A 23027-nucleotide genomic window follows, 5' to 3' on the forward strand; every position below is an offset into this window, starting at 1 on the left:
AATAAGTTTCCGTCCCGCCCCGTTGAGGGGCCGGGCGCTTACAATACCTTGATCTTTCCAGTCACCGCCGCGTTGATCAAGCTCGTCTTGTATTCCCGTAGTGCGGTGATCTGGGATTGCTTAATTACGATTGCATTCGCGATCTTGTCGAAACCACTCGCAATGTGAGCAACGATGGAATTTTGCTCATCGAGAGGCGGATAAGGGACCGACAAGTTCGACACCTTGCCGCCTGTTATAAGCGGCTGCGCATTGCTTTCGTTCAACCGATTGAGGTCGGCGGCTTGCAGCACTCGGGCCAAATACCGCGATGACACGCGCCCGCTGATCCGTAAGATCAATGCGTTATCGCTGATCCATCGTTTCCCCTGTGCCAGCCGAATATTGCCGCAGTACGCGCCAACGCGGCCAATAACGATGTAGTCGCCATCGACGTTGTACTGATCTGAATACCCCATGAGACCATTACCGCCCCAGACTTCGTAAGTCCCGTCGTCTTCAAGTTGACTGTTCGTGATACCATCACCGCTGCGGTTTCGACCGAAGTGCTTAACCTTTTTCACCTCCCAATGCGCGGGGATCTGTCCGATCCAGTCGATGCCGCTATCCTTCATGGGGGCGTCGGGGTTCAGGCCGCGGGTGACGGCCTGCTGGATCAGGATCTGCCTACGCTCGGCCAAGAGCCTGATCTGCTCCTCCTTGATCCGCACCGCCTCGTCAATCGCTGCGCATTTCCCATCCAGAAATGCGACGATTGCGGTCTGTTCTTCAATGGGAGGGGCAGCCAAGGCTAGGTCTGCGAAATCGCCGAAGCGGAAGTCTGTCGATCGTTCGCGGATACCCTTGGCCATGGCAACCAACAGCCCGGACAATGCGATATGGCGCATGTAGTAGGCGTAGAAGTGAGGATTGACCGTGCCTTCGACACGGGGGACGCAGGCTGAATAGACCGGCGTCGACTTCCCGTCTGAGTCAGATACCCCAACGGCCCCCGCGAAAGCATCCATAGCATGGATGACCAAATCGCCCTTTCGGATACCTTGGTAGCCGTGTTCCTTGAGCGCGTTGGTAAAGCCTTCGGTCCGGCGCTTGACGCGCAGCGTCACCACACCATCGCGGAAGCATGTCACGATTTCGTCTTCCGGTCGCACCGAGCGGTCCATCTTTTTGAACAGCCACTTGCCGCGCCGGACGTTCCAGCTTGCCGGGATCGCACCGACCCATTCCACGCCGCTGTCACGGTAGCTCTCATACTTGGGATATGCCGCGTTGATCATTCCGCTGGCTCCAGCGTGGTCGCAACCTCGACACCAAGGATGTCGGCAATCAGCCCGTCGGCTTTTTCTTCCAGGGCCAAAATGTCCTGCGTTACCTCTTCAAGGCTGCGCAGCGGCTTGTGGCGGTAGAAGTACTTGTTGAAGCTGATCTCGTAGCCGATCTTCACGCTATCGAGGTTGATCCAGGCCTCATTCACATGCGGCTTCACCTCGGCCAGGAAGTAGCGGTGGATGTCGTCTTTCAGGGCCACGCTTTCGGCATCGCGCAGCTCTGCGGTGCTCTCATAGGTCAGGTAGCTGCCATCCTTCTGCTGGTACCAACCGAAATCGGCCAGATCTTCCGCCGCACAGCCAAGATGCGTGGTCAGCGCCTCGACCTCAGCGCCGATCAGCTTGTGCTTCTTGGCGATGACCTTCTGGGCGGTCTCGTCGTACCAGCTGACGGCGTTCAGGATGGCGTTCTTCTCGGTCACGCCCAGCTGGATCTTACGCGCCTTGAGCGCGGCGTTAACCGCCTTGCGGAAGGCGTTGAAGTCATCGGTCTCCTCAAGGCCCACATCGCCCATGATCTGGGTCGCCGTGGCCAGCAGGTCGCGCAGCTTGACCCAGTACTTGGTGTCGAGCAGCTTCGCCTTCGCCTTGGCGTTCAGGGTTAGCCCGGCTACCTCACACCACGCGGTGATCTGCTTGGCCTGCTCCTTTAGAAAGCCCGGCTGATAGACCTGATCCCCGTGTTCGCCGTAGAGCCATTCCATGGGCTCGCGCAGGGACTTGTCAAAGCGCAGGGGGGCGAGGCGTTCAGCGCTGAAACCCGCGCGGCGGCGGTCCGGGCGTTCGATGGTGACTTTGTGATAGCCGAAATCCGCGTTGTCGAAGACTTGCACGGCGATGCCCTGCGGATCGCCCGCCGCGTCGATCTGGCGCTCGACAGGGGCGAACTTCAGGAAGGCCTCGGTGATCTGCTGGATATGTTCGTCCGAGAACTCGCAGTTCTTGTCGCCAAGGTTCTTGCGCAGCTTGCGGAACATGAGGTTGGCGTCAATCAGTTGGACCCGACCGCGCCGTGCCTCGGGCTTGGCGTTGGACAGGAGCCAGATGTAGGTGGTGATGCCGGTGTTGTAGAACAGGTTGTTGGGCAGCTGGATGATGGTATCCAGCATATCATTTTCGATGATAAAGCGGCGGATGTTGGATTCCCCGCTGCCCGCATCCCCAGTGAACAGGCTGGAGCCGTTGTGGACCGACGCGATGCGCGAGCCCAGCGGGCTGGCGCTGGTGGGTTTCATCTTGCTGATCATTTCCATCAGGAACAGCAGCTGGCCATCCGATGAGCGCGGGGTGGCATCCATCGTTTCGACATTGCCCCAGTAGTCGGCCAGCTTGACCTGAAAACGGGGATCAATGACGTCCTTGCCGTCTTTGATGTACTTCACCTCGCTGTTCCAGCTTTTGCCATAGGGCGGGTTGGACAGCATGAAGTCGAAGCGGTTGGCGGAGAATTCATCGGTGGAGAGGGTAGAGCCTACGCGGATGTTTTCAGGGTTATTGCCCTTGATCATCATGTCGGATTTGCAGATCGCGTAGGTTTCGTCGTTTACCTCTTTGCCATAGAGATAAACGTCCCCTTGGGCATGAAAAGGGCCATCTGCGTCCGTGATATAGTTCTGAGCCTCGGTCAGCATGCCGCCCGACCCGCAAGCCGGATCGTAAATCGTCAGGATCCGGGGCAGACGGTCCTTTATCGGGTCGAAAAGCAGGTGCGTCATGAGGTGGATCACCTCGCGCGGGGTGAAGTGTTCCCCTGCCTCTTCGTTGTTCTCTTCGTTGAACTTACGGATCAGTTCCTCAAAGACGTATCCCATACCCAGGTTAGAGAGGCCCGGAAGCGTGTTGCCTTCTGGATCCTCAATGTCATTCGGGGTGAGGTTGACCCAGGGAGAGACGAATTGCTCAATGACGTCCAGAAGCACCTGCTTCTCCGCCATATGGCGCATCTGTTCGAACAGCTTGAAGCGACCGATGATCTCTTTGACGTTGTCACTGAAGCCGTCGAGGTAATCCTCAATATTGGCTAGGAGGATCTGCTGGTTGTTGGTGGCGGTGTTGTATAGCTTCTTTAAGGTCCAGTGACTGGTGTTGAAGAAGACGTAACCGGAGGCATCCTTGAGCGGCTCATCGTCCAACTCCGTCGCGCCAATGTCTTCTTTTTGGTACCGGACCTCTTTCAGAACGGCGTCCTTGGTCGGCTCAAGCAACGTGTCAAGGCGGCGCAGCACAACCATCGGTAGGATCACGTCGCGATACTTGCCCCGTACGTACACATCGCGGAGGCAATCGTCGGCAATGCGCCAGATGAAGGAAACAAGGCTGCTGTGGGACGTGTGGTTCAATGTGGGCCTCAAAAGTTGATACGAGGGCAATAGCCCCTTGACGACTACTCTTAAGGACTTGGTTCTGCAATCAACTTTGGGACGGGCTCTGTTGTCAGCTGCTCCGCCTGTTGGCGATAAAAGAAACCCCACTTAATTTCACGTCGACCGGGGACGAAGTAGAGGACTGAACTGCACCGAGACCGGCGGTCATGTCTGCTTTCAAGCGCTCGCGACGCGAAGCGGACAGAGCGGTCCCCCCTCTTAGGCATTTCCATCGGGTGGCCGTTACAGGTATTCTGGAAGTGCTTTGCGATGCGGTACCAAATAGAGAGACCGCAAAGTCGCAAAGCGCGCCGCTAGGGTCAGGACATCGTTTGCCAGACCAGAGACATGCCATGCGCTTTACCGACCCTCATACGCCCGCCTGGAAACGCGCCTTCGTATGGTTCGCCTGAGACTACGGCCGCGTGGCGGCCCGTCCCGCATCGAGCGCAGTGACACCGCGCACGCAGCATGGAAAAACCTCCAGGCCGAACTCAAAGGAGAGAAAGGCGAGGACAGGGTCCGAACCCTCCTGAACGAACTGGGACACCCCAGTCTCCATGACGTTCGTCTTCCCAGGGCCTCTGGTGATGGCACAACCCAGATCGACCATCTCGTCCTCTTGCCCCGTGCCCTCATGGTCATCGAGACCAAGCACTATGCGGGCCATCTGAGCGGGCATCCGAATGACGAATACTGGCGTCAGCGTCTCGGCAAAGAAGAAGAGGGACACCTGATCTACAGCCCTCTTCGCCAGAATGCGGGCCATTGCGCAGCCGTCCGCGCTGTTACGTCACAGGCCTGTCTGGATGTCGAGATCCTGAATCGCGTGGTCCTGACAGGACGCGCCAGCGTGACGCCTGCCCTTCAGGCCAGTGTCAGAACCCCGGACGCCCTGGCCGACGAACTGCGGCAAAACTGCGGAGAGGCTTCAGGAGTGATGATCGGCGTGTGGCAGAGGATCGTGCGCGTTGCGCATCACACCAAGAAATAGGCGCATAGCGCTTATTCCACGGCAATACCGATGGCAGCCGCTGCATACCAGGTTGTCGGCAGGATCCTGACCAACAGCCTCTTTCTGCTGCTCGGTCAGGCTCTCGTATGTGCAGGGGCGTGATAGATCGGTTCACCAGTCACGCGGTCAGTCCTTCCTTGCTGAGATGGATAAGAAAAGCCCCGGAGGGGCCTCCCTTATCGCGACAGGTCAGTGTTTCGCCGACGCCTGGCGTTGCTCGTCAATAAAGTCCGTGACGTCTTTCAGGACGCCATCCGGAATTTCCTCACCGTCATCAAGATCAACTTCAAGACCTTCAGCCGGTGCCTTCGTGCTGCCAGCAGACAAGCCCAGGCAGAGATCCGGATCTTCGGGATCGTAATCGACCCGCACAGCCCATCCATCCGACAGAAAGACGAAATCACTGAGCAGTCCGTCCTCTTCGAGATCGTCGTCATGCTCCCCCTCGGCCTCAGACGGCAGATCGGAGGCCTTGCAGACACCCGCATACAGGCCAGGAAAGGCCGTGTTCAGCGCATCCACAACCTGCTGGGTCTGCGGACGGAACGGTCCTGCCTTTGAAACCGGCATCACATCGCTCATCAGTTCAGCTTCCAGCACAAAGAGGACACATGCTGGCTATAGGTCAGGCGGACATCTCCATTCCTGTCGCCCATCAGCTCGCAGCGCACCCAGGTATAAGGGCGTGTCGAGCCGTTATCCTTCTGGAGGATCAGAATATTGCCTTCCTCGCCCGCACTGGAATGAATGACATAGTTTCTGTTCAGAAGATCCTGAAGACTATCAGGCATCAGTTCAAATGCGGTCGAGACAGATGCCGCATGGCCTTTGGTCGTCGGTGTTGGCGTCCCAAACCCCATACTCCTCAGCGCCGGATCGACGGCGAGAGCGGGTGAGAGGGCAGCGGCCGTGAGGCCGGCTGCCAGGGCAAGAGAAGAAAAATATCGGGTCACGGTCGATCCTTGCGGTTCATGGGATCTGAAAAGATCGCTTTCCCCCGAAAAGGTAAAGACCGCGTCTGCGACTTCCTAAAAAGACTCAGAGCTTTGCCGGGCGTCCACGACGCCTCTCCTGGATTTTCCGCACAGGCACCTCAGGCTCAGCCTCTTCAACAGTCGACTCAGTCGGACCGTTCTGTCCCTGACCAAGCCCCATCTCACGAGCCAGCTCCGTGCGACGACGGGAATATCCCGGTGCCGTCATGGGATAGTTGAACGGCAATCCCCATTTTGAGCGGTACTCATCGGGTGTGAGGTTATACGTGCTCTTGAGATGACGCTTGAGCAGCTTCAGCTTCTTTCCGTCTTCGAGACAGATAATGTAGTCCTCGAAGACAGAGCGCTTCGGATTGACGGCCGGGACCAGCTCGACGGGCTCTGGCTCGGACGGCTGACCGGCCGACACAAGGGCTGTATGAACACTCCGGATCAGCTCGGGAAGCTGCTCTACCGAAAGGTCATGCGCACTCACATAGCTTTCCACAATATTAGCTGTCAGATGGAGGAAGTCCGTCTCAATGTCTGAGGTCATTGCAAATACCTTTTTTAAATTTCAACTGTGCAGAATGGCGTTCTATACAAAACAAAGCCTGAAAGGTCACTGAGGCCGCGTGGTTCGCGGCATGGGAGATGGGGCAAGGCGTCGTCCCAGATGACGGTGCTCGGAACAATAGTGTGTATCGCCTTTCGGTCCGCTGAACCCGAAAGCCGCGCCCTTCCCGCAAACCTCGCAGTCATAAAGCCAGCCGGACTTCGTCCTAGGCAATCGGGAGATGTAAGGCCTGTTGTCAGGACTGTGGTGATCGGACATCCCTTAAAACCCCATGGCATCAAGAGCGGCCGCCGTGTGGCGGAACCGGCCCCCTGTCTCTCTTCTCTTCGATTGCCCCTGCTGGCGCAGCCAGCCCGTCACGCGATGCTCGGCAGGGATGTCCTCAATGAAGCCTGACGGCCTCGCTGAGACACCCTGACGATAGCCGACACTGCTGATCGTGGCCTGCTGCATGGCACGGGTCAGCGACACATAGGCCAGACGGCGCTCTTCCTCATAATTGCGCTCGCCCATCCCGGGAAAGACTGTCTCTTCCCAGGCTGGCAGGAAGACGTGGGGAAACTCCAGCCCCTTGGCGCGGTGCATGGTCATAAGCTGCACCCGATCGCGCCCACGCTCATTCGGTGAGGCCGTGGCAAGGGCTGCGTGCTCCAGAAGATCCTGAAGCCGGGTAAAGCCCTCGGCCAGCCCGATCAGCTCGGACAGGTTCTGCAAGGCCGTCTCCCCCTCTTCGGATGCGGCCTCCCGCCACATCGTATAATAGCCCGTCTCTTTCAGGAGCGTATCGAGACGATCGCAAAGCCGCATGTCCGGGATCTGCCCGATCCGGGAGACTGTCTCACGGAAGGCAAGCAGGCTGTCACGCACCTTGGCGGGAAGCGTTGCCGTGGTGACGGCCGCACACAGACTGAGGCCGCGATCCTGCGCCTCCTGCTCGATCTGGCCAAGCGCCTTGGCGCCAAGGCCTCGCCTGGGCACATTGGCCACGCGCCGGAACGCCTCATCGGACTGGCGACTGTCCGGACAGGCCGCCAGCATCAGGAAAGCGAGCGCGTCCTTCACCACGGCGCGATGATAGAAGCCGACATCGCCGATGATCTCGTAAGGGATGCGCGCCTTGAGCAGCGCTTCTTCCAGAGAACGGGACAGACGGTTGATCCGATAGATCATCGCCATGTCATGCCAGGCCACACCTTCTGCCGCCCGACGTCCCATCTCGGCCGCAATCGCGTCAGCCTCATCTGACGCATAATCGTAGCTCAGCACCTCGATCTTCTGACCGTCGCCCTTCTGGGTAAACAGCGTCTTCGGGATCCGGCCCGGGTCTCGCGCGATGATGGCGTTGGCAGCCTGGAGGATATGATGCGTCGAGCGGAAGTTCTCTTCGAGCTTGAAAAGTCTGGCCCCGTCAAACTCCCGAACGAAGTTCCGGATGAAGCCAATTTTGGCCCCACGCCAAGAATATATTGATTGCGAATCATCGCCCACGGCAAAGAGTTCCCGTGAGTATTCAGACATATAGGTGAGCCACAGCATCTGTGCACGGTTCACGTCCTGAAACTCATCGGCCATCACGGACGTGAAGCGCTGCGACCACCTGTCACGATAGGATCGGTCGTTCATCAGTGCAAGCGTTGGCCACATCAGCAGGTCCGAGAAATCGGCGGCATTCTGCTCGCGCAAGGTGGCCTGATAGATCTGGTAGAGCCGGACAGCAAACTCCCAGCCTTCGACATCGACCATCTGACGCGCCGCACGGCGGCGCTCGATCAGCCCGCGCACCCAGGCCGGTGCGGCCTCAGGTGTCACGAGGTTCTCCTTCATATGCCCGATCCGCTCGCCCATCTTCTTGACCTGCCGAACGTCACACTTCTTGCCTGTGTCCGGTTCGGGCACAGTCTCCGGGTCCATGGCCTTCATGAGACGACGGATCAGCGCCGTCGCATCGTCTGCGTCGCGGATATCAAAGCCAGGGTGCAACTGCGCCACCTCAGGCTCCGCCCGGAGCTGCCGCGCGCCGAGGCCGTGAAAGGTGCCAAGCCAGAACGGAGCCTGTCCCTCGCCTAAGACGCTCGTGATGCGCTCGCGCATTTCCTGAGCAGCCTTGTTGGTAAAGGTCACGCACAGGATCTGTGACGGGCGCATCCCATACATCTCAATCCGGCACGCCACACCAGCCGTAAGCGTCTTCGTTTTTCCCGTTCCGGCCCCGGCCAGGACCAGCACGCGGCCAAGCGCCATGGCGGCCTCACGCTGCACAGGGGTCAGCGGATCCAGTACGGGTGCGAGGGTTTGGGGATAGGCGCTCATGCGGGCACCTGCTCAACCGGATAGACTTCAGAGGCCACCGGATCCTCGACGGCCACGACATTGCTGCTGTCAGTAAAGAGGGTCAGCGGATGATAGAGATTGAAGCCCTCATGAGGGCCGTCCCAACGCCCGGCAATCACCAAGGCGAGGGCGCGGTTTAGGCCGCTGCCCAGCCACACGAGCTGATGCGGGACCGGCATCTCCGGCGCTTCCGGATCCGTACAGCCGAGGCGGCGCGCATGATCCATCCAGATCGCAGAGGCCTTTTCGTGGCCCAGCATGTTGAAGGTCAGGCCGCTCTTGAGAACCATTTGGTCGATATGCTGGCGGGCCGCAGAACGGGTGTCGTTATACATTATGACGTCCTCAAAAGCCTTGGGGCAGGCTGACAAAGTGAGCGTTGGGAGTTCAGGTCCGTTCAGACGGACGATCATGGACTTGCGGGTGAAGACGATCAGCTCGCCGTCGCGATCCCAGGCGTCATTCAGGCGATCACCGCCGATCACGACCCCCTGCACCAGCCCCTCGGGCGTCTGCGCCTCACAGAAGACTTCAGGGGCAGAAGATCCCACCCCGGCACGCTTCCAGACTTTCATGGCCTCTGCGTCCTGCCGCCACAGGATCAGGGTGATGGCCTGCCAGCTCAGACGGGATTTACTCTGTTTCATGCGGCCACGTCCTGACGGGCGCGGCGCTGCATGACGGCGTTCCAGTCCTTGTCCCGGGCACTGGGTGAGTACCGCAGGGGTTTCAGCCCGGCCTCACGGATCATGGGCGCATAGATCTCTTCGTAGCGATCACCCTGGGCATCGCAGTCCACGGCAATCATGACACGGCCGCCTGCCTCAAGGGTGCCGAGAAGAGCACGAAACTCCTCCAGGGCCTCGGGGCTCATGCCGCCACCTGTTGAGACATACAGGCTGGGTTCGAAATTGAACGGGTCCATGGCCGCATAGGACAGCACGTCGATGGCAGACTCACCGATGACCAGACGAACGGGCGTTTCCCCTTTTTCGCCAGTCCTCATCCGAAAGAGCATCTTGCCACCGCCGCCCGAGGAAAAGCCGCGATATTCCGGCCCGCGCATCTCCATGCCGGTCAACTCGCCTGCGTTGTTGCTATGAGCGAACCAGGCCGTGCCCTTCATGCCCTCACGCAGAAGGCCCTGCCGGATCGCGAGATGAAGGATGCTCTCCGGCAACGCACGGTCGCGGGTCAGATAGGTCCAGGCGGCCGACCCCGGATGGGGAGCCTGGCGGTTCTTCCACATATATTGCGGATCACGCGCGGGCTTGCGCTCCTTCGGTTCCGCCACATACTCGGCGCCGCTCGGCGTCAGGCCCAGCATTCCACGGAGTTCAACGCGCGCGTTGCCAAGGGACATTCCCGGATTGAGGAACCGGACCAGGTCGATGACCGAGCCTTTGACGATCGAAGAGGAATTGTGCGGATCCCACCAGCCCTTACCACCGTGGGTCACGATGATGCTCTCGCCCTTCTGGCGACGAAAGCGCATGTGACGGGCGGAACTTTCGGACCGGGCGAACCTGTAACCGGCCTGTTCCAGAACAACGATGCAACTGATCTCGTCACGAAACTTCTGGAGTTCGTCGTTCATCTGCTGAGGCGAGTTCTGGTAAGCCATGACGGAAAATCCTCCCGAGCGTCCGTTACTTTCGATCTTTGGAAAGTATAGTAAATTACCGCCACAATATCCAACGAATACAACGGAATATTGTGCAATATGTTTACTTGATTGAATTAAATAGTTCTTGCGTCCAGTGCGACAAAAACCAGTTTTTCTTGTTCGTCCTGCGGGGGTTTCGGGGGCAGCGCAGCCCCCGGTGTTGCCGCTGAAAGGAGATGTGTGGAGACGTTTTTCTCGTCCCGTCCTGCCAGGAACACGACAGTTGCGGGCCGAGGGTGTCAGGACCGGAAGACTGCTGATTGGCAAGAGCGGGTTGCGGGCAGCGCGGGACAACGTCCTGCGATGAACGCGGCCCTCTTTTGACGAAAGACGCGGTCTGGAGCCCGAAGGGTTGTCTTGAGACCCTCGGACCGTGACTGTCACACTGATCGTATGACGGCGAGGTCGGAACACAGCTCCGTGCCACCCCGCAAGGGGTGGTTGAAGCGGCAACGTCTGATGGTTCGGCATGAACGGATCCTTCAAGAAGTGTCACCAGTCTGCCCGCGCCATCTGCGACTGAAGCGCTCGGCCTCAGCTTTTTTTCAGGGATCGCGCATCCTTCCTCTCCTCATCGTCCTTCTTCGTCTGCCCTTTCTGTCGTTCCAGTTCCTCCAATGTGCGTCTCACGGCCTGTGAAAACCGCGTTTTTCCTGCCCAGAAACGGCGTGAATACGCGCGGCGGTCCACCGTCGCCGTCCTCATGCCACACCTTCCGGACGATCAAGGCTGTCCAGGAGCTTCTCGTGTGACCGACGCCGCAGGGTCGCGGCCTTGCGGCGAAAACCGGCCGTCAGGCGCGATGGCAGCATGAGGGACTGATCCGTGTCTTCCAGGAGTACGGCCTCTGCCATAAGGCGGACGCTCAGGGCGCGCGCCTGACTGCGAGGGACTGTGAGGGGAGCTGGCATAGAATAGAACATAAAAACCTCCTGAGACCCGCCTCTTTCAGGATACGGGTATTAAAAAACCGGCTCCAGGGCCGGTTTACGTGCGTGTTTCGGAGAAAGAGCACGTCAGCGGCCTGTGTCGGTGAGAATCCTCACATCCCCATCCTGGGCGCTCACGACAATCTCTGGTTCAGCCGGCTCCTGATCCGTGCGGGGGCGGACTTCGTAAGCGCCGCGCACGAACACGAGCTGGCCCTTGCGGCCGCGTCGCTCCAGAAGATCTGTCAGAAAATCGTTGTGGCAGACGATCCTGTGCCACACGGTCTGGGGGACGCGGCGGCCGGTGTGTGTGTCGGTGCGGTGGCTGTCCGTCGCCAGACGGAACAAGGCCACGCGGTGTCCGTCCTGTCCTGTGCGGATCTCGGGATCCGCACCCAAATTGCCAATGACGATGGCAAGGCTGAGGGTCTGAACCATTGGTCTGTCCTTTTCTCTGGCCCGTGTCAGAAAAGCTCGGCCTGCACGGGCGCGGCAGGGAGAGGCTGCTGTTCGGATGGCAGGGAGATCCGGAAGCGCTGTGCCAGACGGGCCAGATCGGCCCGGTCGCGTGCCTCCTGCTCGGCGGCAAGGGCGCGCGTGTAGGCGTCGATCAGCCCGCTGCCGATGATGCGGTTGCGGATGTCGCGTTCGACGTCCGACCAGGTCCACGCCGGATCGCCATAGCAGCGGTACAGGGCGATGCCGCGCAGGAAGCCCAGACGCGCCTGTGTTGTGGAGAACTGTGCGCCCCAGAAGCCGTGGATGTCGAAATGGGCGATATGCCCGAACATCTGGCTCAGGCGGTTGTACAGTGTGCGGTTCCACGCGCTCTGCGGAAACCCGCGTGCGATGAAGGACAGGAGCGCGTTGCCGATTTTCGCTTTCTCGGCCGTGTCACTGAACTGCGTCGCGATGAGGCCCTGAGGCTGGATCGGTGGCCGTCGCAGCGACGGGCACGCGATGGACGCTGGTTCTATACTGCTCATGACCGCACCTCGTGGTTAAGCATCGCCTCTACCTTGGCGAGGTAGGCTTTGAACGGCGTCTCCTCAGGGATCATCCTGATCCACTGCTCAGTACCGAGGGATCCCTTCCACCGGGCCTCGCAGAAACCCTCGGGATGATCGCTCCCACGCTCGGGTGTCACTGACACAAGAAAGGAGGCCTCCGGATAGTCGCCGCGCAGGCGCGTGCCGTACTCGGCAACCGCCGCCCGGATCCCGGCAAGATCAGGCGCTTCGATCCGTGTCTTTCTGTAACGGCCCGGAGATGAACAGGAGATTAAGCTCCCGTGAGAGGCCGCAGGAATAGCGGCCAAGGTGTATGTCGGCATGGTGATCTCCACACAGAACAGCGCCGCCCGTGAGGGCGGCTGATCTCGGATCGGTCAGAGAAAGGCGGGAAGCACCACCACCAGAACGATGAAGGCTGCGAACAGCGCTGCACCTCCTACGAAGCCCGCGACTTCGAGCCATTCTGTGCGGTTGCGGGGACGCAGATCGGAAAAGTCGGCCATGTCATTCTCCTGTTTTCTTTCATGACCTCTTCCGGCGACCGCAGCGGAGACTGGCTGGCAAAGGCGCTGCAACGCAGCGGGATCGGACGAGCCGCAGCGCAGCGAGGACACGGCCGACCCACCCTTTGCCAGACAGGCTCCGGTGTGGTGCCTGCCCTCTCCTTTTCCCCCTTCCCCCTTTTTCTTTTCCCGTCTCCTACTGCGCGAGATTGGCGACCTGCCGTGCCAGGCGGGCACAGAGCGCGCGCGTCACAGGATCGTCCTCGTCCACAACCGCACCGGTCAGGACAGGAAGAAGGCAGCGCGCTTCAGGTGCCGAGAGATCCAGATGCCAGCACGCGCCGATCTGCGTGGCCACCGCATCCGGCTGATCGACCGGGCGGACGGACACCGAGACCTCATTGCCGTCCACGTTTTCGGGTTCGAGAACGGCGTTCTGACCGTCTGGCAGGCGAACAGGGCGCAGCCCGCTCTCGTTCGGCTCGTCGGCCGTCGCGTCCAGCACAAGCTGACCGGCTGCCTCGGCCGTCTCGGCCTCGACCTGAAAGGTGACGCGATCGGAGAGAAGCTGGCGCTCGCTGAGCGTCACAATAAAAACCGGCATGTCGGGCTCCAGAACTGAAAAAGGCCGCCCCGGAGCAGGCGGCCTTGAAGGGCAGACGGAAAAAGAGAGGCTCAGTCGCTCACAAATTCGGAGCTGCCGAACACATCCTGCCAGGGGCTGTTGCTCGTCAGATGGCAGTCAGACTGCCAGTCGTAGTAACCGGACTTGAACCGCGAGGTGATGGCCTGGAGGGTTTCGGTCGCCGTCTCGTCCAGATCCGCCTCGGTTCGCACAGTCACACTGCCGTAATGGCTCTTGCGGACGGAAAACTTCACCTTCGGGAAAGCCTTCTTCAGCATCTGGCGGATGTTTTTGGCCGCCAGCGTGCCGCTGCTGTCGTCGCCCTGCTCCAGATGGGCATAGTCCGGATTGACGCGGAGTGCTGCGACCTCGGCGGCATGTTCGGCTTTCGCGCGCGCTTCGGCTGCCACCTTCTCAGCCTCAACCTCTTCGGCATGAGTGCGGAGGAAGGCGATCTCCTCAGCGCTTGCCAGTTTCTTGTCGGCTTCGATCCGCCACTGGACACCGCGCAGAATGGCCTCGGGCAGACGGCGGGAGATCGAGCCGCAGGCAAAGACGATATCGTAGGAGGCGCTCCCGCCCGACACGATGACCCCGCCACGCGACAGGGACCGCACGGTGGTCGGGCTTTCCTCGCCGTAAACAGCCATGACGATCCCGGCTCCCCGACTGTAGAGATGGGTGTAAACGCGGGTGCCGACCTGAATGGGCGCGTGTGAGGGGACGAACATCGTCTGATCCTTTTCCTTTGGATTTTCGTGATGTCTTCTCCAGCGTCAGCGCGGGAGGGCCGGGTCAAAAGCGGCGCGTGCGCCGGCACCGGAAACGGCGCAGCCGGTGAGGAGCCACCTTTTGACCCGGACGGAGCGCGATGGCAGCGCCCCTCCCCTCCTTTTCTTTTCCCTCTCCCTGTTTCAGGCCACGACCACGATTTCGAGATGGTCACGCATGAACTGCATGGCCTCGTTGTGCTCCGACGGCTCGGGCTCGGGCGCTTGCAGAGAGAAGGTCTCTTCTGAGTCCGGCTCCGTCACTGGCACGACAGGGTTGTTCGACAGATCGGCCTCATCATCGGCTGCTCCATCGAAGTCATCCTCAGGCATCTTGTCCAGGTCCTCGTCGTCCACCACGCTTTCCAGCTCGCGGATCTTCTGCTGTTTTTTCTTCTGTTTTTGCGCCCAGACGTCCTGCGCCTGCGCAAAGGACGCCACCTCGGGCAGCCAATGGCCTTCTCCGACATGGTTCATGAGGGCCGCACGCATCTCCTTGCCGGTGTTCTGCAGCGCAAGCCCTTCGGCCTGCATGGCCTTGGTAATGCCGGGCTTGCTGTAGCATTTGAGGAACGACTCAAAGGCCATGCTCGGCATCTTCTGGTCGGCACCGAACAGAACGCCCACGAGTTGCGCGGGCAGACCGCTGCCGCTGTGCATCGACACATTGCAGTTCAGGATGCTTTGCAGGACGGTGACGGCATGGCGGCGGATCAGCTTTTCGTCGCGGACAAGGCTGCCTTCGGGGAACAGGTCAGCCATCGCGAGCGTGCGCGCGGTTGGCTCTGACCAGTTGTTCCCGCTGACATCTCCATGGATACGGACATTCTCAGCTTCCAGCGCCAGCAGAAGGGCTGCGATCAGCTCCCATGGATCGGCCGTCTCGGCCGCCTCGCCGAGGGCTTCGCGCAAGGCGACGGTGCGGATCTCGCCGATCATCTTGTGGCCGGTCCCGGACACATCCGGTCGTTCCTTTGGGGCCTCGGGCTCTGCGGATCCGTTCGCGTGGTTTTGTGTAAAGGCAACAGAAGGGCGGCAGCGTTCTTCCACGATCTTCAGGGTCCGAGGATTAAGGCCGTAGCCCATGACCTCACCCTCCTGTGTCGCCATCCAGGTTCCCATGGTGATGAAACCTTCTGGCGCGCGGACGTATCCGTACTCGTCCGAGACCAGGAGAATGGAGTTTTCGGGTCGTTCATTGTCGAGCCACTCCTGCTGCGCTGCTGCGTAAGCCGTGGCATCAAGCGTGTAGCGGCTGTCCGTTCCGGGCTCGGCAAACAGATCTTCCATCCAGACAATCTTGTGCTTGCGGGCAAGATCGTCGCCGAACCGGGCGTTACGGGCGTACCACTCTTTCTGTTCGAGGTTCCGGGCAAGGGCGCCCCAGGCCACGGTGTCCTCCGGATCTTCGGCCTTCACGCGATACTCGGCCGGATCCTCGTCATCTTCCACGCTCTCGGAAAACATTTCCGCCCATGCGTCACGCTGCTCGTCCAGAGACGCCTGCGCGATGATCTTGCGCTGCCGCTCATCAGGGCCTCGGCCGAGGGCGATGGCATCCAGAATAGGCGGGTGCAGCTTCGCCAGAAGGCTGAGACGCTTGAGATAGCTCGGCGTGACCATCAGGGCGGCACAGACCTGCTGGTCTGTATAGCCAAGCTGCTCGCGCAGGCGGGTGACGCTGTTCCACTGTTCCGGCTCCGTCATGTCGAGACGGACGAAGTTCTCGCTGACAGCAGCCAGTGCATCAAGGTCTTCACTCTGATCCCCGACATACACGTCGATTTCAGGAACACCCGCATAGATGGCTCCCTGCGTGCGACGGTGCCCGGCCACGATCATCAGGCGTCCGTCTTCCAGTTCCCGGACGGCCGGGGGATGAAGGATACCAATCGCCTTGATGTTCAGCGCGAGTTTGCGCAGCTCTTCAAGGCTTCCGATGGAAGAGCGCGGATTGTTCGGGTTGGGCACAAGGGTTTTCGGATGAACGCGGCGAAGCTCGGCCATGGAACGCTCTTTCTATGATTTTTCAGATGTCCCTCCCGCGTCACGGGCCAGCCAGCCGCGCAAGGCCGCGCGAAGCGCGCCAGGCCTGAGCATTGCGCGGCTGGCTGGTTCGTGACAGCCCTGCCTTTCCTTCTTGTCCTTCCCCCTTTCAAAACACTCTTCCTTCAGAATTTGCATCAAATCTGTGAATGCTGTATTTTATGCAAATAAAGGAGAACGCTATGCGCACATTCTCGACAAGCGATTTGTCCCGCAAATCCGGAGACATCATCGCCAGCGCCCTGCAAGGGCCAATTTCAATTAATCAGCGCGGCAAACCACGGTTGGTCATGCTAAGTGTCGAACAATACGAGGCATTGGTGGGAAGCGCACCAGAGCGTACTGCCGGTGCCACTACGGAAATGCCTCAGGATCTGGTGCACGACGTAGCAAATGCGATTGACGGGTACCTGCTGGAAACCCGCACAGAACCATGAGTCAGACTTTTCGGCCCGGGATGGTTCTACGATACCCCTATCTCTGGCATTGGCAGAGCGGGAGTGGCGAAACAGAAGGACGCAAAGATCGTCCAACGGCCGTGGCCGCAGTCTTTGTGGGACGTGATGATCGTCAGTACGTTCTGCTCCTTCCCCTGACGACGAAACAACCCTCTGGGCCACGCATCGCAGTCGAAGTCCCGGCAACCGAGAAAAGGCGGGCAGGCCTTGATCAGGAATTGCGCCAATGGATCCTGTTGGACGAATACAACCTGGATCCGACCGCTACCTCGTACTACTTGCAGCACACGTCATCCCTCGGTCAGTTCAGTGATGCGTTCATGCGTCCCGTACTGACACGGCTCCGGGAGCTTTTGCCTACGGCAAAGCGAGTTTCCCGTTATCCGTAAACAGCGGCTCAAATCCTCCTGTCAGTGCACAGATCCGGAAAATGCCGAAGGAATATACTAATTGCGCCTCGCATCAGATCTCTTTATACATAATTTACTGTAAGTTGATTACAATCGTATATTATAAAAGAAAATACAGAATGAAAATCTCTATTTTTTACACCACAATATTTTTAATTCTTGGTGCTTGCGCGGCTAGCAGCACTGATGATCCCAGAACGCATTGTCACAGTGATTACATTAGCCAATATGAGCAGTCTGGAATGATGGGAATGGGTCCTGGTGGTCCGGGACATCATAATTGAAAAGTATTTTTTATCCCATGCTTCAGCTGATTTAGGAGAAGTCCCCTTTTCCTCTAAAAACTAACTTTGCTGTCGTTGCAATTTTTATAACCAGACACATTCCGACGCGGCGCCTTTCAATTTTACTCTCTTTTCCCGCCTGCTTTTCGAACCCCTCACTGTGTCCATAATGGACACAGTGAGGGCAGCATCAGGCCGCTTCTACGACCACGGCCTGATCTGCCAGCGCTGCCTTTGCCTCGGCTGCTTCAGCCTTCTCCGCCTCCTCACGGCGCTGCGTATCGGCTGCCAGATCCGCCTCAAGGGCCGCCATGGCCTCGCGCTTCTCCTGCAACAGCGCCGCCTCCGGGAACGCCAGACCCACGCGGGCGCGGTAGCCGGGGAGCTTGCGCTCGGCTTCCTCTACCTGACGACGCGCGTCCGCCAGCTCCGCTTCGAACCGCAACAGCGCGTTCTCGATGCGGCTGACCAGCCCGACCGGGCTTGTCTCGCGGTCGAAGTCCATGCCGAGGATCCGCCCATCCAGCACAAGACCAAGTGTCGCGTCCCATGTCTCCTCGTCGTCAAAGCGGGTGCGCCAGGTCTCGCACAGGATCTCGAAGCCGCCGATCGTGCCGAGCGTCCACTTGCCTTTCTCCCCGGACTTCGCCGCGAGACGGGCCTGCGAGAGAAGCCACTGACCGGCCTTCTCACGCTCGGTCATCTCCCGGTCCTTGTGCACCAGGCGGAACGCTTCACCGCGTGTCGGCTCGCGCCGTGTGATGTCGTTCTGAAGACGCGGGATCACGGCCTGTGCCGTCTCACGGTCACGCTCGGCACGGTCGATGGCACGGCGGACGTTATACTGATCGTCGTGATGCGCGGCCTGCAAGCGCTCCAGGCGGGCCAGTTCGGCTTCCAGTCCCGCCTTCTGCATCAGGCGTTCGTCTCCCGACGCAAGGGCCTTGGCCATGGCGAACTGGTTGGCTTCTGCTCCCACATCCTCCAGACGGCGGATCGTTCGGTCTCCGGACATGGCTAGGCAGATGAACTTCTGCTTGCGCTCCAGCATCTGCCAGTTCGTCGCATCCACCGACCCTTTCAGGGCGTAGGCGTAAAGCTGGATCACCGGGTTCTGATTGCCCTGCCGCTCGATCCGGCCCTCGCGCTGGATGATATCCGAGACCAGCCAGGGCACATCGAGATGATGCAGGGCGATCAGGCGCTGCTGCGCGTTCACGCCCGTTCCCATGGTCGCGGACGATCCGATCAGGACGCGCTTACGCCCGGAGTTCATGTCGCGAAAGAGCGCTTGCTTGGCCGTGCTCTTCTTGTAGTGCTGCATGAAGGCGATCTCGTCGCGCGGCACGCCCATGCGGATCAGCTCGTCACGGATCCAGCGATAGGCCGAGAAGCCGCGTGTCTCCAGCGCGGATTCCGTTCCCAGATCCGAGAAGATCATCTGCGTGGCACCGGGCAGCTCGTATTCCCGCCCCGTTTCAGGGTCGGTGTAGCGATTGGCAGACGTGTTCTGCCAGATCTCAAAGACCCTGCGGATCATGAGGTTCAGCTTGTTGCTGTTGTCATTATCCGCCCAGTTCCGCACGAAACGCAGGTCGATCGCGGCGTGCCGGGCATCGGTGATGACGGACAGCAGGATGTCGTCGCCCTTCTGGGGCTTGCCCGTGCGCTCTTCAATTTTCTTGATCCGCTCGGCGAGCGTCTTCTGATACTCGCGGAAGGCGTCCCCGCTATCGGCCACGACGATCTCACGCCTGCCACCCGCAATCTCGGGCAGTTTGACGTAGCGTCGCAGGTCGTCCTGCTGCACGACGTCGGCAAAGTCGCGATACATCGCCATCAGATCCGCGACGTTCACGAACTCCGAGAAGCGCGTGACCGGCTTGTAAAGTCCGCTCGGCTGAAGCTCCAGCTCCGTGCGGGTCTCGCCAAAACTTGCGGCCCAGGCGTCGAACTCGTGCAGGCCACGCTCGACAAGGGCTGGCAGATCCATGAAGCGCTGGATCGAGAACATCTCACCCAGGGTGTTGGTGATCGGCGAGCCTGACGCCATGACCAGCACGCGCTCGGGATTGCGCCTGGCGAGGTAGCGCGTTTTGACGAACAGATCCCAGGCGCGCTGGCTGCCGTTCGGGTCGATCCCCTTCAGATCGGACTGGTTGGTGCCGAAAGACAGTTTGCGGAACTGCTGCGCCTCATCCACGAGGATCTGGTCCACCCCGATTTCACCGAGATGCACGAGATCGTCCTTGCGGCTGGATAGCGCTTTCAGCTTGGCTTCCATTCCCTCCTTCAGGCGCTCGATGCGCTTGCGCGACAGACGGTCATCACGGTTCACGTTCTCCAGCAGGCTTTCATAGGAGGCAATCTGGTCCTCGACCATCTCCTGCTCGAACGCGCTCTCGACCGGCACGAACTTGAAGGCGTCATGCGTGATGACAATGGCGTCCCAGTTTCCCGTGGCCGCCCGGGCCAGGAACCGCTGGCGCTTGTCCTTCACGAAGTTGGTCTCATCCGCCACGAGGATCTGAGCGTTCGGGTAGAGCATCATGAACTCACGCGCCATCTGCGCAAGGCAATGTCCGGGCACCACGATCATGCCCTTGGAAATCAGGCCGAGGCGCTTTTGCTCCATCACGGCCGCGCACATCGAGAACGTCTTCCCGGACCCCACCGCATGAGCCATGTAGGTGCTGCCCTTGGCGATGATCCGCCAGATCACCCGCTTCTGATGGTCGCGCAGACTGATCGCCGTGCTGGCTCCCGGCAGTTTCAGGTGAGAGCCGTCGAACGTGCGCGGGACAAGGTTGTTGAACGCATCGTTATACAGCCGCATCAGACGCTCGGCGCGGTCGGTGTCCTGCCAGACCCATGTCTCAAATGCGGTCTTGATTGCGGCCAGCTTCTCCTTGGCGGCCTCGGTCTCCTTCGTATTCAGTTCACGGTGTTCGCCGTTCACATCGCGCCAAGTGTCCCAGATTTTCGGGCTGGCCTGATTGAGCGCATCGTCCAGCAGATCTCCGGCATGGCGGCGCTGTGTTCCCCAGACCGAGGTGGCCTCGGCCTTGCCGGAAAAGCCGCTCTTGTCCACGCTCCAGGTCGCCACCTCCATCGTGTGGTGAATGGTCGTGCGAACCCCCATGACCTCTGCGACGAAAGCCTCGACATCCGGCACCGGGATCCACGGAGCACCCAGACGGGCGGTGATGTCGGACGGGCGCAGGTCTTCGGGCTGGACCTCTTCAAGGGCGGCGACGTTGCGCAGATAGCGTCGGTCGCGCTCGGCAGCCTCCCGGGCCTGCGCCAGCTTGGTGCGAACCGCGCCTGACAGGGCCTCGTCGGCCGTCACCCAGACCTCACGGCCACCTGTGCTGCGGATCGGGTCGAGATAGACCGAGGATCCGAGTTCGGCGAGCACCTCCTCACCTGGGCGGCCCAGAAGCTCCGCCATACGCTCGACGTCCACGCCGCCTGTCTCGTGCAGGGAGACCGCCAGCGCATCATGGGCGCCGTGAACCTCGGGCTCGGACGGTGCCTGAATCACGCGCTCGCTGAAGATCGGACCCGGACGGCCGGTCTGGCTTTTCTCGTCATACTCCTCGATCGAGCTGACTAGCCACACATCCGGATCATCATAAAACGGCTGAAGGTTCGGACGGCGCTGTGTGGATTTCTCCTCACCCGTCTCTTCATCCACCCGCGTGGTGGTGTTGGTGAGGTTGATCGGCCCGAACTGACGGCTGAAGGCCTGATACGCGCGTTTGAGATCCGCCTGATGCGCACTGTAGGGCAGGTTCTCCACCTGAGCGCGAAGCACCAGACGGGCCGCGTCCCTGACAGGAATCAGACCCTTGATGATGGCCGCGTGCTTCTGGAAGATCCCTTCCTTCTGCTCGCCTTTCTTCACCTTCACCAGCACGGTTTCGCCGTCAATGATCTGGTGCAGCACGCCCTTGTGCAGGAGGTAGCTGCCCTCTTTGAGCAGGGCACCGTCTGCGGCCGTTCCGACCTCGGCGGCGTGATTGTCCTGCACTGTCGCAACGTCGAGCGTCTGAGGGGTCGGGAAGCGGGCCAGCGAAGAGAGACGGCCGAGGGCGAGCGGCAGGGCCTCGTCCAGCATCTGGAGCGGGTTGGCCTTGCAGGTGTATTCCGGGCCGAACTGACCGCTCGTCCAGTCATGCCGACCGAGAACCTGCTGGCCGTTTTCCGCGAAATAGCGGTTGATGCGCAACGGGCCTTCGCCCTGGTCGGTGTCCTCCAGCGCCGCGACGTCCAGCCATGTCGCATCGCCTGCATCCTCACCCGGTGCGCGGCGCCGGAACACCAGAACGTCCACCACGACGTCGGTTCCGGCATCGTCACGCATGGCTCCGGCTGGCAGTCGTGCGCCACCCACGAAATCGGCCGTCTCGAAGACCGTGCGCCGTGCGCCGGCATCGGACTTGTCCATCGTCCACCGCGACGTCACGAACATCGCCAGCGCTCCGGGACGCAGACGGGAGATGGACCGGGCGATGAAGTAGTCATGCAAGGACAGGCCAAGGCGTCCCAGCTCGTCCGTGCCCCGGACCGTGCGGTTGCTGAATGGCGGGTTGCCGATCACCAGATCGTAGCGTTCCGCCAGCTTGGCTGTCGTAAAATCTTCAGCGCGGACCCACTGGTTCGGAAACAGCTTGCGCGTGATGCGGGCCGTCAGAGGGTCGTTCTCGATCGCCGTCCAGGCGGTTTTCGGGGCCAGCTTCGGGGGCACGCTTGCCATGAAAAGCCCGGTGCCACAGCCCGGTTCCAGCGCACGGCCGCCCCGGAACCCCATCTGGGCCACCAGATCCCACATCGCATGAACGATCAGTTCGGGCGTGTAGTGGGCGTACTGCGTGGCCCGTGCCAGACCCGCTCGCTCCTGCTGGCTGGTCAGGGCTTCAAGCTGGCTGCCGATCTCTTCCCACCCGGACCGGAAGGTCTCTCCGGCACGCGGAAACAGGCTGTTGGCCAGCTCTCCGGCCCCGAACCCCGTAAAGCGGGCGAGCACGGCCTGCTCGTCAGCGCTGGCGTTGCGGTCTTCTGCTTCCAGCGTGGCCAGAAGGCCGATCGCCGCAAGATTGTCCCGCGCACGCTCTTTCCAGCCCTGTGCCAGACCGCGCGTTCCGGTCAGGGCGAAGTCCACCTTCGGCAGGACGGCAGGGATCGGAGCCGGGGCCTGTGTCGCCTGTCGAACCGCAGCGGCGGCTTCCTCAAGGGCGCGGTCTCCGGGAAGATCACCCCAGTAAAGATTGGACTGGCTGCCGCCGAGTGCTGAGGTATCGAAAAAGCTCAGTTGGGACATGGACATGGAAAAACTCCGGACAAGCGGCAGCGCCCGGTGCTGCACGGAGGCAGACCGGGGGGCCGGAAAACAGGATCAATTCGGGGAGAGAGGCGTCAGGCCTCCCGGATCAGCGCGGGATCAGAGGGGACCAAAGCGCAGGCGGATCTGCTCGCGCTCGTTCTCGGACAGGCGGGACAGCGCCTCGTGGTGGTAGGTCGAACCCTCGCCTGCCTTCCGCGCCACGCGCCACCAGGCCTGCGGATCGCTGCAATGCAGACCCACCAGACGCGTCTCGTCGTTGTCAGGTCCGCAGCCTTCGAGGATCGTCCAGCCCTCTTCGTGGGCCTGTTTCAGATCGAAGGCGTGCGCCTGTGCGGGGCGTTCGAGGGTGTCTGACATTGTCTTTATTTCCTTTCCTGACCCTCTCCGG

The 23027-nt window shown here is 60.5% G+C and carries 20 protein-coding genes; 2 read left to right on the forward strand and 18 right to left on the reverse strand.

Features of this window, described 5'->3' with window-relative positions:
• Window positions 1–38: 38 nt before the first annotated feature.
• Both JK213_RS10710 and JK213_RS10715 read right to left on the reverse strand, forming a co-directional pair.
• Window positions 39–1277 carry a restriction endonuclease subunit S gene (locus tag JK213_RS10710; RefSeq protein WP_211571459.1) on the reverse strand — a complete coding sequence of 413 codons (1239 nt, stop codon included), beginning with the start codon at window positions 1275–1277 and terminating at the stop codon, window positions 39–41.
• On the reverse strand, window positions 1274–3667 hold the full coding sequence (locus JK213_RS10715) for a class I SAM-dependent DNA methyltransferase (protein ID WP_211571460.1): 2394 nt from the start codon (window positions 3665–3667) through the stop codon (window positions 1274–1276). Before JK213_RS10715 ends, JK213_RS10710 begins: the two co-directional genes overlap by 4 nt.
• A gap of 424 nt (window positions 3668–4091) precedes the next feature.
• Between JK213_RS10715 and JK213_RS10720 the strand changes: the two genes are divergently transcribed.
• Window positions 4092–4685: a nuclease-related domain-containing protein gene (locus JK213_RS10720; protein WP_211571461.1), complete on the forward strand. Its 594-nt coding sequence runs from the start codon at window positions 4092–4094 to the stop codon at window positions 4683–4685.
• Between the two features lie 210 nt (window positions 4686–4895).
• On the opposite strand, the gene JK213_RS10725 is transcribed toward JK213_RS10720, so the two are convergent.
• The 14 genes from JK213_RS10725 to JK213_RS10790 all read right to left on the reverse strand — a co-directional run bounded on the left by JK213_RS10725 (window position 4896) and on the right by JK213_RS10790 (window position 16101).
• On the reverse strand, window positions 4896–5288 hold the full coding sequence (locus JK213_RS10725; protein ID WP_211571462.1) for a hypothetical protein: 393 nt from the start codon (window positions 5286–5288) through the stop codon (window positions 4896–4898).
• The gene (locus tag JK213_RS10730; RefSeq protein WP_211571463.1) at window positions 5288–5659 is read right to left on the reverse strand and encodes an ABC transporter substrate-binding protein; all 372 of its coding nucleotides are present in this window, start codon (window positions 5657–5659) and stop codon (window positions 5288–5290) included. The genes JK213_RS10725 and JK213_RS10730 overlap by 1 nt, the downstream gene beginning before the upstream one ends.
• 85 nt (window positions 5660–5744) lie before the next feature.
• Window positions 5745–6236, reverse strand: coding sequence for a MucR family transcriptional regulator (locus JK213_RS10735; protein ID WP_211571464.1), 492 nt, complete (start codon window positions 6234–6236; stop codon window positions 5745–5747).
• Window positions 6237–6518: 282 nt separating this feature from the next.
• A complete protein-coding gene (locus JK213_RS10740; RefSeq protein ID WP_211571465.1) occupies window positions 6519–8567 on the reverse strand; it encodes an ATP-dependent helicase in 2049 nt (682 codons plus the stop codon).
• A complete protein-coding gene (locus JK213_RS10745) occupies window positions 8564–9235 on the reverse strand; it encodes a hypothetical protein (protein WP_211571466.1) in 672 nt (223 codons plus the stop codon). Before JK213_RS10745 ends, JK213_RS10740 begins: the two co-directional genes overlap by 4 nt.
• Entirely contained in the window at window positions 9232–10212 is a 981-nt protein-coding gene (locus JK213_RS10750) for a DUF3991 and TOPRIM domain-containing protein (protein ID WP_211571467.1), read from the reverse strand. Before JK213_RS10750 ends, JK213_RS10745 begins: the two co-directional genes overlap by 4 nt.
• A 743-nt stretch (window positions 10213–10955) precedes the next feature.
• A complete protein-coding gene (locus JK213_RS10755) occupies window positions 10956–11177 on the reverse strand; it encodes a hypothetical protein (protein ID WP_211570741.1) in 222 nt (73 codons plus the stop codon).
• Between the two features lie 93 nt (window positions 11178–11270).
• On the reverse strand, window positions 11271–11621 hold the full coding sequence (gene ssb / locus JK213_RS10760) for a single-stranded DNA-binding protein (protein WP_211571468.1): 351 nt from the start codon (window positions 11619–11621) through the stop codon (window positions 11271–11273).
• 26 nt (window positions 11622–11647) lie between these two features.
• Window positions 11648–12169, reverse strand: coding sequence for a hypothetical protein (locus tag JK213_RS10765; protein ID WP_211571469.1), 522 nt, complete (start codon window positions 12167–12169; stop codon window positions 11648–11650).
• Window positions 12166–12516 carry a hypothetical protein gene (locus JK213_RS10770; RefSeq protein ID WP_211571470.1) on the reverse strand — a complete coding sequence of 117 codons (351 nt, stop codon included), beginning with the start codon at window positions 12514–12516 and terminating at the stop codon, window positions 12166–12168. Before JK213_RS10770 ends, JK213_RS10765 begins: the two co-directional genes overlap by 4 nt.
• Before the next feature lie 54 nt (window positions 12517–12570).
• Window positions 12571–12699 (reverse strand): hypothetical protein, encoded by a 129-nt coding sequence (locus tag JK213_RS16095; protein ID WP_263595676.1) that lies wholly within the window; start codon window positions 12697–12699, stop codon window positions 12571–12573.
• Between the two features lie 196 nt (window positions 12700–12895).
• Window positions 12896–13303 carry a hypothetical protein gene (locus JK213_RS10780; RefSeq protein WP_211571471.1) on the reverse strand — a complete coding sequence of 136 codons (408 nt, stop codon included), beginning with the start codon at window positions 13301–13303 and terminating at the stop codon, window positions 12896–12898.
• A gap of 71 nt (window positions 13304–13374) precedes the next feature.
• Complete coding sequence (locus JK213_RS10785; protein ID WP_211571472.1) at window positions 13375–14055, reverse strand: LPD29 domain-containing protein; 681 nt, start codon at window positions 14053–14055, stop codon at window positions 13375–13377.
• A gap of 183 nt (window positions 14056–14238) precedes the next feature.
• The gene (locus JK213_RS10790) at window positions 14239–16101 is read right to left on the reverse strand and encodes a ParB/RepB/Spo0J family partition protein (RefSeq protein WP_211571473.1); all 1863 of its coding nucleotides are present in this window, start codon (window positions 16099–16101) and stop codon (window positions 14239–14241) included.
• A 221-nt stretch (window positions 16102–16322) separates the two neighbouring features.
• Between JK213_RS10790 and JK213_RS10795 the strand changes: the two genes are divergently transcribed.
• On the forward strand, window positions 16323–16577 hold the full coding sequence (locus tag JK213_RS10795) for a type II toxin-antitoxin system prevent-host-death family antitoxin (protein WP_016738627.1): 255 nt from the start codon (window positions 16323–16325) through the stop codon (window positions 16575–16577).
• Between the two features lie 905 nt (window positions 16578–17482).
• On the opposite strand, the gene JK213_RS10800 is transcribed toward JK213_RS10795, so the two are convergent.
• The gene (locus tag JK213_RS10800) at window positions 17483–22621 is read right to left on the reverse strand and encodes a DEAD/DEAH box helicase family protein (RefSeq protein ID WP_211571474.1); all 5139 of its coding nucleotides are present in this window, start codon (window positions 22619–22621) and stop codon (window positions 17483–17485) included.
• Window positions 22622–22735: 114 nt separating this feature from the next.
• Window positions 22736–22996 carry a hypothetical protein gene (locus tag JK213_RS10805; protein WP_211562381.1) on the reverse strand — a complete coding sequence of 87 codons (261 nt, stop codon included), beginning with the start codon at window positions 22994–22996 and terminating at the stop codon, window positions 22736–22738.
• Window positions 22997–23027 lie beyond the last annotated feature (31 nt).

Origin of the sequence: Gluconobacter sp. Dm-44, assembly GCF_018256175.1 — a bacterium.
Lineage (GTDB): Bacteria > Pseudomonadota > Alphaproteobacteria > Acetobacterales > Acetobacteraceae > Gluconobacter > Gluconobacter cadivus.